Genomic DNA, 13,741 nt, shown 5'->3' on the forward strand with positions numbered 1-13,741 from the left:
ATATGGCTATTACTGTAGGATACCCGTTCTTTCAATTGTGACTTTCATCTCCGGCTTTAGTGTTAATTTAGCAAATTTCTCACCCCAATTTTTTTTATCCCATACTTTTGGGTGGAATGCACGCATTTTTTGACCAATCCCTAATGGATCTGACTGAGCATCTTGGAGTTTTTTTAGTACTCCTTCAACATCCTCTTGTACTTTTTTTGTCAAAAATTTATCTACGTCCTTCCTTACATTATTTTTGTATAACTTATCATGAGGATATTCCTCAATATTCACATTTAATTTGTACTTTAAATGCACAGTAGCAGTTGTCCCTTTCTCCTCTATTTTCCATTTTTTCTTTACTCTAATCACATCAAGAGATACGGGAAATTTCTCTCCATCCTTTTCCCACATATATGTCATCCTTGCATTAGTTCCTTTTTCACCCATTAATAAAGTAAGCAGTAACGATTCTTTTGGATCTAACACTGTGCCAGTAAAAACTTGTTCTTTAAAGAGAGCAAGACCTGCTGCTATAGGAGTACCTCTTTTTTTATCTTTATTGAGATAGGGTAATACTAGATCTTTACCTTTTTCAAGAATTAATAAGCATACCTTCTGAAGTGTTAATTTAGGAAAAATACTATTTCTTTCAAAACTTTCAATAAAGCGCTGATAATATTCACCAACATCACTTGGTAGTTGATGTCCTATATCTATAAATTCTTTTACAGAACCACCATCTGTTAAAGCAACTTTTGCTGTTATTGGACTTTGTGGATTACGAAAATAAATATCAAGATAATCATAAAGTGGTGTTGTAGCACTATCTTGATCGATTAAAAGTGTTGATAGTTCTGACAAATCAAGAGTTTGTTCAACTTTTAAATCCGCATGATTCCGCACGTCCCTTGTTGATGTACCAGATCCTTCAATAACCACATATTTTGTTGGATCGTTTGGGGTGGTTGGGTAAGCATAGTAGCCTTTCATGTCACCTATATGCCCTTCAATGCCAGCAAGTGAAACAACAGACAAGTTTTTATATAGTCGTTCATCCCAACAACCAACGAGCAATGTACTTACTACGATGATGATGAAGACTCTTTTAAACATGGCTGCTTCCTCCTTCTGTTCATAAAAACAATAATAATCGGGAATACAATAGCAAATGGAATATACCCATAGTGCAAATTATCTCTAATTTTTTCAATGAAATTAACTCTTAAGAAGAGTAACGGCAGGATAACTAATGCCAAATGTAATACAACGATTTGTAATTGTGGGTGTTTTCGCTTTTTTGAAAAATGAACAACTCGAATCGATAACCCTAATAATGTAACATTAATAATACTCCAAGTTAGCCAAATATAAATAAAGAAAATATCCAGTCGCTTAACAAATGTAACTTCTTGGGATTTCAAAATGTACATAATTGGTTCAGGTATAATTTTAAGTTCATCAAGTGAAAAATAAAGTTGCGAACCTACAACAGAGGCTATAGAAAAAGTACCAACAATCAATTGATAGAGTATTAATGGCTTCCATTTAATAATTTGACTATTTTTCACGAATACTCTGAATATAAAGTAAAGTTCAACACCCATATAAGCAGTTTGAGATTTTTGAAGACCTAGTAGCCATTGTTCCCCAGAACTCGTTCCAATTGGGAGAATATTTGTCCAAACTAAATCAAAAGTACTCATTAATATAAAAATAAGAAATATCACAATTAACGGCAGTAGAATAACACCTAAATTAACAGCCGTTTCGGGTTGACTTAAATTAGCGTAAAGAGAGACTGAAACGATGAGGCAAATTACCAAATAAGTCGGTGTACTTGGAAACCCCCAGATAGCTAATGTATAGTCGATATAAGCCAAATAACTGACGCACAAAATGATCCACCATATTTTATAAAGTAGAGCAAAAAATGAATTTAACTTTAACTTTTCATAAAATTTTTCATAAAATAGCAATTGAGCGAAATGAAACAACGTGAATACTATGAAAATCAACCAAGAATCTCTTCCACCACTATTAATAAGTTCCGTTTGAAAAGAAATATATGAAACACCCGTTTCAACAATGAAAAGTATTAAGAAAAATTGAACACGTGAAAGTTGTAATTTCATTGTTTCTCCTCATACCCTTTTGGTTGGAATGAAGTAGGTTGGGCCTTCGCTTTAATAAATGGTGTTCTAAAGAATATTTTCTTGAATTCTGATGGTTGAAATGGTACAACAGGTGAGAAGTATGGCTGATTTATCGATTTTAAGTTTAATAAATGTATAAATAATATGAGTACCCCTATAGTGATTCCAAAAAATCCAAACAAGGATGCTGCAAACATGAAAGGAAACCGTAATATACGGACAGATGTATTTAATTCATTTGATGGAACTACAAAACTTGAAATTGCCGTTAGGGCAACTATAATAACCATCATATTGGAAACTAATCCTGCGTTGACAATAACTTCACCAACAACGAGACCACCGACAATCCCAATAGTTTGAACGACTGATTGTGGTAATCGAATACTTGCCTCTCGAATCAATTCTATTATAATTTCTAATATTAGTGCCTCAATTATAGGTCGATATGGTATTTCACTAACATCCATTTTCACTTTTTTGCTTAGCTCTAATGGAAGAATTTCAAAATGAAAACTAATAATTGCAATATAAAAAGCCGGCAGAAAAACCGCTGTAAAAAAACTCAACAAACGCACTATTCTATAAAATGAACCTACTAATACACGTGAGTTGTAATCATCAGGTGATTGATAAAATGAAAAAAACGTAACAGGTGCAATTAACGCTGTCGGTGAAATATCGCTTATAACAACTACTTTTCCTTCTACTAAATTACCTACAACTCGGTCAGGTCTTTCAGTATTTAAAAGCTGTGGAAAAGGAGAGTATATTGAATCTTCCAAGTAGTCCCCTAACAACCCAAGACTATATAAATCCTTCGCATCTATTTCATTTAGTCTTTTTTCTACTTCTATGAGTGTTTCTTTATTTACAACGTTACTAATATATAAATAATATATTCCCGTATTTGTTTCTTTACCAATTTTCATTTGCTTTACGACTAATTCTGGAATATGTAGACGCTTTCGAATAAGTGCCATATTCGTATCAAAATTTTCCACTAACCCTTCATGAGATCCTCTAATAATGTGTTCATTGACAGGCTCATCTGGCGTACGATGTGCAATTTCCGGTAAGTTAATACGAACTACTTTATTTTTACTAAGTAAAATAATAAGTGTTTCCCCACCACAAACATAACCAACTGCCTTTTCCATATTAAAAACTTCTATAGTGGAAGAAACGGAGTCTGACCATTTCGCTTCTTCTTGCTCAGCTTGAAATTTAACAACATCCAGTTGCTCTTGAACATCTTTTTTATTTAGCAGGGAACTGTAATAACAAATAACAGCGAATGGCTCACCTGGCCAATCGATTTCGCGAGCTACAAAATCTGCTGAGTTATAAAAGGTCTTTTGTAGTTGCGATATAAATGTTTCAATTTGCTGCATTAAGTCTCCCCCCTTTTTAGATTAGTATAGGAAAGTTCAAATGAATCTAATCGAACTTTTTAAGTTTAGAACAAAAAAACCAGCTCTCAATATTGAGAGCTGGTTTACTATATATACTATTCTTTATTTTGCTTTAATAAATTGTTGTGTCCAGTAGTTACCATTAGCAGCATAACCTACACCAATATGAGTAAATGTTGTGCTCATAATATTAGCACGATGACCTGGTGAGTTCATCCAACCTTTTACAACTTCTTCTGGTGTCTTTTGACCCATAGCAATATTTTCTCCAGCAGCACTGTATTGAATACCAAGTGCTTTCATACGGTCAAATGGTGAACCAAATGTAGGACTTGTATGTGAGAAATATTTATTTTTTTGCATATCAAGTGATTTCTCACGTGCTGCACCCATCAAAGCTTTATCTGATTTAAGAGCAGCTAGTCCAGCTTTTTGACGCTCAACATTAGTTAACTCAATAACTTTTTGTTCGAATTGTTCTACAGTTGATGATGTAGAGTTACCTGTATTTCCATTTGACGAACTGTTGCCTGAGTTACCTGTGTTACCATTTGACGAATTGTTGCCCGAATTATTTGAGTTACCATTTGATGGTTTGTTCTCTGGTTTTGAAGTATTGCCACCTGATGGTTTACTTGTATTGCAATTATACTTATAAGTGTATTTATTTGTTTTACTAGTATACTTATAAGTTACCTTACAAGGCTTAGCACCTTTATATGTTGTTTGCGTTTGCTTCACTGTATCTGATGAGTTTGTAGAAGCTGAAGCTTCCGCAGTTCCCGCCTGTACGCCCATTAGCATAACGAGACTCATTGGTAATAACCATTTTTTCATGTTTTATTCCTCCTTGTCTACAAATATCGTAACAAGGGATTTTTGTAATAAAGTGACCAGTTATTGCTACTTTGTCCAATTAAGAATAAAAACGCCTTGATTTCAATCACGAACAGGCTATGAAATTGTGCAAATTTAGCAATCTATCGTTTTATTACTAGGAAGATTGGGTTGACACCAAAAAAAATGGGCTTTTATATTACAAAGTACCAACAACTTCGAGTTCATTCACATTTTCACCAATGATAACGATGTTAGGTGGCATCTGCATATATTCAGGCATCCATTGAGTTAAACCATATGCATATTGAAAGAGCATGGGATTTTTCATACCTTTAATAGGAACATACCCTTTCATGCGATAAATAGTTGAAGGAATTGTTCGAAGCCACTCTTCAAATACTTCTTTTTCTACTGGTTCAGTGAATGTCACTAATCGAGAACTTAAATGCATATGACTTATTGGTGCTGATTCAATGTTAATTGGGCGAGCTGTTGCATGTAGGCTTTGTAAATACTTTAAAGGTACTCGACCATTAGTTGTTTGTAATAACTGCGCATGCGGATTTAAAGATTGAATTTCAAATGTTACTTTTGCTCGTTCTTCTTCTGTTAGTAAATCTGATTTATTGGCTAGGATAAGAGGCGCATGTCGGATTTGTTCTAAAAACAGCGATCGTACTTGAGGTGATAATTGATCACGTTCTAGCCAGCGTTTACTATCTGCCACTGTAACGATCCCTTTAATATTCAATTGATCGGCAAAAAGAGGCGAATATACAGCATCTAATGCCTCTACCGGATGTGCGGCCCCAGTTGTTTCAATAATGAGTACATCAAACTCTGATTCTGCTAATAATGTTTGTATTTGAGCTTCTGTTTTTTCTGATCCTGAGCAACATATGCAGCCATTTAGCATTTCTTTTAATGGAACATCCTCTTCCACTGCTTGTGAATCGAAATTTAATTTACCTAGTTCATTCATAATAATTGCTGGTTTAATATTTTGTTCTTTTAATTGACGGATTACATCTGTCATCATAGATGTTTTACCGCTTCCTAAAAATCCACTAAATAGATATACATCAACCATGTAAATCATCCTTTCTTCTATATGAATGCATGAAAAAGCTGACCTCCTAAGACGGTCAGCTCTTCATACATTTCTTTTTGTCACTAAATGTGATTTTATATTATTTTGAACTGCTCTTTTGTTTCATTAATTGCTTAGCTTTTAATAACTGTGGATCGTCTTTTTTGATTTTCTGACGAAGCTCTTCCATTAAAGCGTATGTTGATTGGCCTTTTAAAACGCCAGTTTCTTTAAGTTTTTGGTCTTTTTGGAATGCCATAACTGCAGCTTTTGTTGAAGCATCAAATAGCCCATCAACTTTACCTGGTGAGTAACCTACTGCTTTCAACATTTTCTCAGCAGCCTTCACTTGATCTGATAAAGAACCTTCTTTCATAACTTTTTCAGGATCAAGATACGGTAATGAAACATAAGAAGGATAATCTACTTTAACAGTTGGTTTAATACCTTTTTCATGAATCCAGTTACCTTCAGGTGTTAACCACTTAGCTGTTGTAAATTTCAAGTTCGAGCCATCTTTTAAGTTACTAGCAGTTTGAACTGTTCCTTTACCAAATGACTTCTCACCAATTAATGGGATATTAGCAGATTCACTAAGTGCTCCAGCTAAAATTTCAGAAGCCGAGGCACTACCACCATCGATTAATAATGACACTGGTACTGTTACTTTACGTCCACCTTGTGCTTCTATTACTTCTTTTTTACCAGTTTTGTCCTCTATTTGCATAACAGGTTCCCCTGTTTTAACAAATAAACTAGCGATATTAACAGCAGAATCAAGTAAACCACCTGGATTTTGACGCACATCAACTATAAGTGATTTCATTCCTTTAGCTTCCATATCATCAAGTGCTGTTAATAATTCTTTATATGTGTTATTAGAGAAGGTTGTAATTTGTATATGCGCAACTTTCCCGCTTAACATTTCACTATAAACTGTTTCAATTGGAATATCGTCACGAACAATTTTCATCTTTACTTTTTTCTCACTATCACCACGAACAATTTCAAGTGTTACAGATGTTCCTTTTTCACCACGAATTAATAATACAGCTTCAGAAGATGTCATCCCAGAAATACTTTTACCATCAACTGTAGCTATGATATCGTTTGGTAAAATCCCTGCTTTTTCAGCCGGTGAGTTTTTAATCGGTGAAACAACTACGATATTGCCACTTTGCTCTTGAATTTCAGCCCCAATACCTTGGAAGCTAGAAGAGATACTTTCATTGAAATTGGAAGCTTCCTCTACATTCATATAATCTGAATAAGGATCCCCCAGTGCCTCAATCATACCGTTGATCGCACCGTTTACTGCTTCTTCTGTATCAATGTCTTTGTAATAGTTTGCTTTTAATTCATCAAATGCGTTAAATAGTTTTTGGAATTCTGTATGAGTCGGCGTACGAACTTCTACAACTTTTTTCTCCCCAAATGTTAGCGCAAAGATTGTTAAACCAGATGTAAATAATATTAAAACAATTACCATCATGATTAACGCAAAAGGTTTAATACGTATGTATTTGCCAGCGGGCTTTACATCTTCGAAATTTTCTTGTTCATCATTTGGTTGTTCGTTTTTTTCTGGTTCCACTTTGTTCTCGTCCATTTATTTCACCACTTTCAATCTTCAAGTGTTTTAAACACTAATACCATAATATAGTACGGCTCTTTCAACGTCAATCAAGCCCTTTCATAGAGATTGAAATATCACTATTTGTATTATCTCATTTAACTTATTTGAACTATACATTGAATTTACTAGATACTTTTAGTGGCTTTGGATTTAAAGATCCAGTTGGAAATTGGTTAAGTGCCTGCAATATACTTCATCCAGGACAGTAAATTACAAAGACCACCTTCAAAAGGCGGTCTGATCACATGCTAATTAAATTTTTTGATAGATTTGATTGCAATATTACCCGAAAGTAATAAGCCTGATAGTACTAATACAGTTGCAATAATATCATAAAATGTAATTGTTTCATTTAAAAAGAAGGCAGCCAATACATAGCCAAAAATCGGTGTCATAAATAACCAATTATTTGCCCTAACTGCATCCTGCTTCAACAAGTAAAACCATAGCAACATCGTAGCGATTGATATTACTAACACTAACCATATTAACGATCCGACTAAATAATAATCCAAATTCAAAAAGTATGTATCTTTTTCTAGCATAAATGTTATAGGAATTAATACTATCCCCCCTATAAGCACTTGCCAAGTATTAATAACAATATTCGGTAGGTTTAAATTGGCTTTTTTAAAATAAACACTCCCAATTGCCATTGATATCATACCTACCCCTAGAATAAGTAAGCCTATTCCTTTTACTTCACTGTGTGTGATTGATGGCCAAATAGCTATTAATAAACCAACAGCAGCAACAGTCATCCCTATCCATTCTTGTATAGAAACTGTTCTTTTCAGCCAAATGTAGGACAGAAAAGCAACGATAAAAGGATTAGTAGTAACAAATAAATTAAACAAACCTGCAGATACATAATTTAACGCCCAGAAGGATGCACCTAAATAAATTGTAGTATTCAATAGTCCTAAAACAAATAAGGGTTTCCATTCCTGTTTCTTAGGCCAAGGATACTTTTTCCTAATTAAATAAACAAAAAGAAATAGTAATATGCCTGCGATTAAAAATCGACTGGTAGCCAGTAACATTGGAGTTGTAGAATATAAACCAAATTTTGTAGCTATAGCTGCAGACGACCATAAAAATGTAAAAAATAAACCCACTGCTGTTTTCATCTTCTCGCTCCTTAAAACAAGTAATCTTTGAAATGACCTTAAATCAAGTCCATAACTAATTTTTACATACATTTGATGAGCGATTTTTTCTGAATATCAGATTTTTTTAACTAGTTGTCGTATATTGAGCATTCTCTATTTTTTTGTCTCTGATTTTTTCGATACATACTCGGTGTAACTCCTTCATGTTTTTGGAATAATCGCGTAAAAGAGGATTGATATTCTAAACCAACTTGAATAGCAATATGTAAAATAGGTAATTCTGTATCTCTCAGTAATTCTTTAGCTTTGTTCAATCGTACGTCTTGTATATATGCCGAAGGTGTTTTACCAGTTTCTTTTAGAAACCATTCAGAATAATATGAACGATTGTAATGTTCAAGAGAGGCAAGGTCATGCACTGAGATATTTTCATGATAATTTTCATGGATATATGTAATGGATTTAGCTTGTTGTTCTTGTATTAAACATCTGGAGATATATGGATACAGCTCTTTAACTGCAGATCCATTCCCTGACTGTTGTTCAAGTTCATTTAGTAAGAGATATCGAATCCCTTTCCATTGATTATTCAGCTCATAGGATATTTACCTATTTTGTAATTGCCTCTCGTTAAGCATAAAAAGAGGGATATCTAATTAAAAACTCATTACGTTCAACCGAATGAAATGTATGATGACATTCAGGAGGAAGAAAAAATATTGTTTCAGGATCCAGTAAAAGCTTTTTCGACTCAGTTTGTATAGAAAGTTCTCCTTGAAGAGGGAGGATTAACTGTGCATAATGATGCGAATGCTTTTCTTGAATTGAAGTATAAGTTCTTCGCTCTGCTACAATTTCTCTAATTAATTCCATTACCAATACCTCCAATTTATCCTGTTTCTAATTATTTTTGATTTTTTGCAATTAAGTAGATTCTTATAATAGGGCAATCCACGAAAATAATATGATTAAAATTGAGTTAACATTGAGAGTTGTTCATTGTAAACAAAAAGACTATCAACTTATCATATGGTCCTTATCCTATAAATACGTTTGTTCAATTTACTGATATAAATAAAAAAAAGCAAGCGACCGTTTCAATGCCATTTCTTTAATGGTCATTTGAGGGTCACTTGCTTATTCTTTTCTTTGAATGTTAATCAGAACACTTTAAATATGACTAGTCTTGAATAGCTGCTTCTAATGCAACAACCATCATATCGTTAAACGTTAATTGACGTTCTTCAGATGTTGTTACTTCACCAGTAACGATATGGTCACTTACAGTTAGGATAGAAAGTGCTTGACGGCCATATTTAGCTGCTAAAGTGTAAAGTGCTGCAGATTCCATCTCAACTGCTAAAACACCGTAACGAGCTAACTTTTCATTTTGATTTTCTTCACTATAGAACATATCAGCAGTAAAGATGTTACCCACTTTTAAATTAAGGCCTGCTTCTTTCCCTGCATTATATGCTTTTAAAAGTAAATCAAAATCAGCTGTTGGTGCAAAATCTAAACCATTGAAAATAATTTCATTCATTTTAGAATCAGTAGAAGCACTTTGAGCAATGATGACGTCACGAACTTTAACATCTTTTTGAATTGCTCCACAAGTACCTACACGGATTAACTTTTGGACACCGTATTCTTGCATTAATTCGTTAACATAAATAGAAATTGACGGCACACCCATACCTGTACCTTGTACCGATACACGTTTACCTTTATATGTACCTGTAAACCCTAACATATTACGTACTTCATTATAAGGTGTAACATCTTCTAAATAAGTTTCTGCAATGTACTTTGCACGAAGTGGATCGCCAGGAAGTAGTACGATATCTGCGATATCGCCTTGTTTTGCATTAATATGAATACTCATTAGTATCACTCTTTTCAATAGTATTGTTATTCATCATATTTCTATAATTTGGATATGATGTTACAAGCATTGTACCAAGAAAGTCTGACCTCTGACAATTATTATCTTAAATATAATTTACAAAACCTACATTTATCAATTTATCCTTTTTTGTTAAATCGTTACTTATTTTAGTTGTATTTTAACTCATATAAATACCAAAGTTCATCAAAAACGCGCGCACTCATATCTTCATCTACTTTTTCTTCGATATATCTCGAAAGTATATGAAAATCTGTTGATTGTTTAGGAAAGCTATGATCGTGAAAAGCCGCTTCTGCAAACATAGACTTCTCATCATGTTTTCCACCACCACGAAATGTTTGTACATAACTGTAGAACGATTGATTCATATATATCTCCCTCCTAATAGTTACTTAGTAATGTTTTATTTTTCAAAAAGTATAGAATATTCTCTCATAAAGAAGTAAAATGAACATTATTCAATAGAAATATGGAAAGTTGGTGACAATTTGGTTAAAAATTCAAGAAAAAGTAGTGGAAATGTAAAGAGAAGTGAAAATCAAAGCACTAATAAGTCATCAATTTCAATGGCTTCATTTTTCAAAATAAAAAAGAAGCAAAAAAACATTGAAGTTCATGGACCTATACAATCGAACTTTTTCCGAATGATTCGCGGCCGTATCATTATTAACTTCTTTATACTCATCATTATTCTATCAGCAATGCTTGTTGTTTCCTATTCAAATATGTCTAACCTCCAAAATGAATTAAAGGTGTTCACAGGGAAAAATCTAGTAGAGCAGATGAAAGTAAATAGTTTAGCAGCGGATATTGCGAAACTATCAAACTCTGAACAAAGTTATATTATTACGGGAAAAGATAATTTCTTAAGACAATATAGTCAAGATAAAGACCGCATTGAAGCAAATTTATTAGAGCTTCAAAAAATATTCTCTGATCGTAAAGAAGAGCTAGACCGAATTACTTCCATTGACCAATTTTATGACAATTATATTCAGTATTCGAAGCGACTGATTGATACACGTCAAAAGTCAGGCCTTGAAAATGCTCAAAAACTTGTTCTCGCTGGAAATGGCAAAACAGCTATGGGTTATATAGATGTGCATATTGAAATGATTAATGAAGTATTAACCAAGAAAAACAACGAGCAAATTAAATCACTTGAACGACAAACAGAAATTGCAATGATAATTTTCTTAATTTTAACAATATCATCTATTATTTTGACTATTGTAACGGGTACTATCTTGTTCCGTTCAATTAAACGTAATACATCAGCAATTAATACATCTATTTTAGATATCGCACAAGCTAATGGTGACTTGACAAAACGCGTAAAAGTAAAGACAAAAGATGAATTTGCAGAAATCGCTAATAGTACAAATGTGTTAATCACATCTATTTCAGCATTAGTAAAACGCGTGAGTACACTTGCCGAGAATGTTTCAGCTAGTGGACAACGATTAATGGCTTCAGCAGATGAAAATTCGAATATTATTCAATCAATTGCTGATACAACAGGCGAAATCGCTGAAGGTAGCGAACAAACAATGCTACGGATGAATAACGCAGTTCAAAAGATGAATTTATTAGAAGAGGCGGCTCGTTATTTAAGTACAGATGCTGAACATGTGAAAACAGCAACTGATCAGATGAAAATCGCTGCTGAGCTTGGCGGGAAAACTGTCGAACAGTCATCAAATGTTATGATGATAATAGAAGAAACTATGGCCAATACAACAGAAACCGTTGAAGCACTAGGCAAAAAATCATCCGAAATTACTTCCATTATTCGTACGATTACTGATATCTCGGAACAAACAAACTTACTTGCCCTTAATGCAGCCATTGAGGCGGCCAGAGCTGGTGAACATGGTAAAGGATTCGCTGTCGTTGCAAACGAGGTTCGAAAGCTAGCTGAGCAATCTCAAAAAGCAGCACGCGAAGTAACGGGAATCGTTTCATCAATTCAATCAGAAGTACAAGCTATTGTCACTCAAAACCATGATGGTGTACAAAACGTCATCCGAGGTGTTGAAGTGACAAATGAAACAAATGCTTCCTTAGATAAAATTATCAAACAAACAAACGAAACTGTAGCCATTATTAACAAAATGGTAATTCAAATTGAACAAACTTTAAGCTATAGCCAAGAAGTGGCTGTATCATTTATAGAAGTAAATCAAATTGCTGAGAATACAGCAATGAGTACCGAGCGTTCAGCAGCTTCTGCAGAAGAAGGCTCTGCTTCAATGCAAGAAATTACAGCGTCAGCGATAGAACTATCTCATCAGGCAGATGAGTTAAGAAAAGTAGTTGGGGAATTCAAAGTATAGTGTTCCCATAAAATGACTTGCAAACTCTAATGAGATTGCAAGTTTTTTATTCCCTCTATTGATTTCGCTTTATTAGAAATTACTAAGTTCATACCATTATCCCTGCAAAGCTACACCTTATCAAGACAACCTTACATAGTAATAATTAATAAGCATCAGATACTCTATGTAAACAAAAATGACCGGAGATAGATATTATCATTTCTCTCGGCCACTTACATATTTACATATTCATCATACGTTTTATTACCATGTACTTTGCAGCCGAAAAGATAACATTGAGAAACATAATATGGCTCGAAGAAAATCCTAGGACGGTAGCCTTTTAAAATTCGACCAATCAGTGTATTATATTTTTCATTTGTATGTTGCAAGTCCATAATAGATTCTTCAAGATTTCCCTCTATCCACTCTTCATCCATTGCTTTTGCTTTACTTTCTACAATTTCATCAGTCGTTTCTGTTTTCATCTGGTCTATAATATCTGCGGCTTCTTCTACCCTACCTAATTGAATGAGTGCATAAACATAATGTTCTACCCAATCATACGATCTATCAATTTCTCTCCACCCTATTTCAAATAGAGGTATCGCTTCATCAAAGTAGTTAATTTGTGCATAAAGTTCAGCTACGTTTACGCCACCCATATAATTTTCATCATCTGGATTAACTTTTTTCAGCGTATTAAGTACCGAATCGTGATTGTCTAACTGTAGGTATGAAACCATTTCCGCGTATTTCAAAAAATCACCATCAGTTGCGGACTTTTTATAATGTTCTGCTGCCTTTTCAAAATTGTTCATATTAAAATATGCTGCTGCTAAGTTCGCATGTACTACTTCAGTATCTTTCATCTTTAAAGCATATTCTAAAATCCTGATGGCTGAAATGTATTTTTCCATTCGTAAATATATTTCACCAAGTAAAGCAAAAGGAAAATAATGCTTCGGCTGTTTTTCAATTGCTTCAGCTAAAAGTGGTAAAGTTTTGTAATATTCTTCTGTATCTCTAATATAAAAACATGCTAAGTTATGGAGTGATTGTATATCTCTTTTTTCCATTACTGCTTGCTCTAGCATCATTTGAGCTTCGTCAAATTTAAATTCTAATAATAACTGATTAACAGCTATGTTATTTAAATTCATCTTGTCACCGTCCAATTCAACTATGCAATAATAGCATATTCATATAAAAATTGTACCACTTAAAGAAATTTATAAACTTTTCAAATTAAATTTGCTTCATAATAAGGTTGATAT

Annotated in this window: 13 protein-coding genes; 1 reads left to right on the top strand and 12 read right to left on the bottom strand. The window is 33.5% G+C overall.

All coding sequences use genetic code 11. The features are described from left to right. Positions 1-9: 9 nt before the first annotated feature. The 11 genes from AC3IS5_RS13595 to AC3IS5_RS13645 form a co-directional block, all read right to left on the bottom strand. Complete coding sequence (locus tag AC3IS5_RS13595; RefSeq protein ID WP_489424903.1) at positions 10-1,104, bottom strand: Ger(x)C family spore germination protein; 1,095 nt, start codon at positions 1,102-1,104, stop codon at positions 10-12. Continuing rightward, complete coding sequence (locus AC3IS5_RS13600; RefSeq protein WP_489424904.1) at positions 1,074-2,123, bottom strand: GerAB/ArcD/ProY family transporter; 1,050 nt, start codon at positions 2,121-2,123, stop codon at positions 1,074-1,076. The genes AC3IS5_RS13595 and AC3IS5_RS13600 overlap by 31 nt, the downstream gene beginning before the upstream one ends. Continuing rightward, positions 2,120-3,538, bottom strand: coding sequence for a spore germination protein (locus AC3IS5_RS13605; protein WP_489424905.1), 1,419 nt, complete (start codon positions 3,536-3,538; stop codon positions 2,120-2,122). The genes AC3IS5_RS13600 and AC3IS5_RS13605 overlap by 4 nt, the downstream gene beginning before the upstream one ends. A 123-nt stretch (positions 3,539-3,661) precedes the next feature. Beyond that, a complete protein-coding gene (locus AC3IS5_RS13610) occupies positions 3,662-4,396 on the bottom strand; it encodes a CAP domain-containing protein (protein ID WP_489424906.1) in 735 nt (244 codons plus the stop codon). A 199-nt stretch (positions 4,397-4,595) separates the two neighbouring features. Then, on the bottom strand, positions 4,596-5,489 hold the full coding sequence (locus AC3IS5_RS13615; protein ID WP_489424907.1) for a CobW family GTP-binding protein: 894 nt from the start codon (positions 5,487-5,489) through the stop codon (positions 4,596-4,598). Positions 5,490-5,589: 100 nt separating this feature from the next. Further along, complete coding sequence (locus AC3IS5_RS13620) at positions 5,590-7,098, bottom strand: lmo1851 family serine protease (RefSeq protein WP_489424908.1); 1,509 nt, start codon at positions 7,096-7,098, stop codon at positions 5,590-5,592. A 275-nt stretch (positions 7,099-7,373) separates the two neighbouring features. Further along, complete coding sequence (locus AC3IS5_RS13625; RefSeq protein ID WP_489424909.1) at positions 7,374-8,255, bottom strand: DMT family transporter; 882 nt, start codon at positions 8,253-8,255, stop codon at positions 7,374-7,376. Positions 8,256-8,365: 110 nt separating this feature from the next. Beyond that, on the bottom strand, positions 8,366-8,656 hold the full coding sequence (locus AC3IS5_RS13630) for a helix-turn-helix transcriptional regulator (protein ID WP_489424910.1): 291 nt from the start codon (positions 8,654-8,656) through the stop codon (positions 8,366-8,368). 211 nt (positions 8,657-8,867) lie between these two features. Further along, on the bottom strand, positions 8,868-9,110 hold the full coding sequence (locus AC3IS5_RS13635; RefSeq protein ID WP_489424911.1) for an AraC family ligand binding domain-containing protein: 243 nt from the start codon (positions 9,108-9,110) through the stop codon (positions 8,868-8,870). Positions 9,111-9,417: 307 nt separating this feature from the next. After that, a complete protein-coding gene (gene deoD / locus AC3IS5_RS13640; RefSeq protein ID WP_489424912.1) occupies positions 9,418-10,122 on the bottom strand; it encodes a purine-nucleoside phosphorylase in 705 nt (234 codons plus the stop codon). A gap of 170 nt (positions 10,123-10,292) precedes the next feature. Further along, positions 10,293-10,514: a YozE family protein gene (locus tag AC3IS5_RS13645; protein ID WP_489424913.1), complete on the bottom strand. Its 222-nt coding sequence runs from the start codon at positions 10,512-10,514 to the stop codon at positions 10,293-10,295. A 120-nt stretch (positions 10,515-10,634) separates the two neighbouring features. Between AC3IS5_RS13645 and AC3IS5_RS13650 the strand changes: the two genes are divergently transcribed. Continuing rightward, the gene (locus AC3IS5_RS13650) at positions 10,635-12,482 is read left to right on the top strand and encodes a methyl-accepting chemotaxis protein (protein WP_489424914.1); all 1,848 of its coding nucleotides are present in this window, start codon (positions 10,635-10,637) and stop codon (positions 12,480-12,482) included. 215 nt (positions 12,483-12,697) lie between these two features. Here AC3IS5_RS13650 and AC3IS5_RS13655 read toward each other — a convergent pair whose 3' ends face one another. Further along, entirely contained in the window at positions 12,698-13,627 is a 930-nt protein-coding gene (locus tag AC3IS5_RS13655) for a tetratricopeptide repeat protein (protein WP_489424915.1), read from the bottom strand. Positions 13,628-13,741 lie beyond the last annotated feature (114 nt).

This window comes from Viridibacillus sp. KH_047 (assembly GCF_057838945.1).

Coding starts and splice junctions, on each gene's coding strand:
- AC3IS5_RS13635 (WP_489424911.1), bottom strand. CDS start 9,110: ATGGAATTAATTAGAGAAATTGTAGCAGAGCGAAGAACTTATACTTCA.
- AC3IS5_RS13620 (WP_489424908.1), bottom strand. CDS start 7,098: ATGGACGAGAACAAAGTGGAACCAGAAAAAAACGAACAACCAAATGAT.
- AC3IS5_RS13605 (WP_489424905.1), bottom strand. CDS start 3,538: ATGCAGCAAATTGAAACATTTATATCGCAACTACAAAAGACCTTTTAT.
- AC3IS5_RS13595 (WP_489424903.1), bottom strand. CDS start 1,104: ATGTTTAAAAGAGTCTTCATCATCATCGTAGTAAGTACATTGCTCGTT.
- AC3IS5_RS13625 (WP_489424909.1), bottom strand. CDS start 8,255: ATGAAAACAGCAGTGGGTTTATTTTTTACATTTTTATGGTCGTCTGCA.
- AC3IS5_RS13645 (WP_489424913.1), bottom strand. CDS start 10,514: ATGAATCAATCGTTCTACAGTTATGTACAAACATTTCGTGGTGGTGGA.
- AC3IS5_RS13600 (WP_489424904.1), bottom strand. CDS start 2,123: ATGAAATTACAACTTTCACGTGTTCAATTTTTCTTAATACTTTTCATT.
- AC3IS5_RS13615 (WP_489424907.1), bottom strand. CDS start 5,489: ATGGTTGATGTATATCTATTTAGTGGATTTTTAGGAAGCGGTAAAACA.
- AC3IS5_RS13655 (WP_489424915.1), bottom strand. CDS start 13,627: ATGAATTTAAATAACATAGCTGTTAATCAGTTATTATTAGAATTTAAA.
- AC3IS5_RS13610 (WP_489424906.1), bottom strand. CDS start 4,396: ATGAAAAAATGGTTATTACCAATGAGTCTCGTTATGCTAATGGGCGTA.
- deoD (WP_489424912.1), bottom strand. CDS start 10,122: ATGAGTATTCATATTAATGCAAAACAAGGCGATATCGCAGATATCGTA.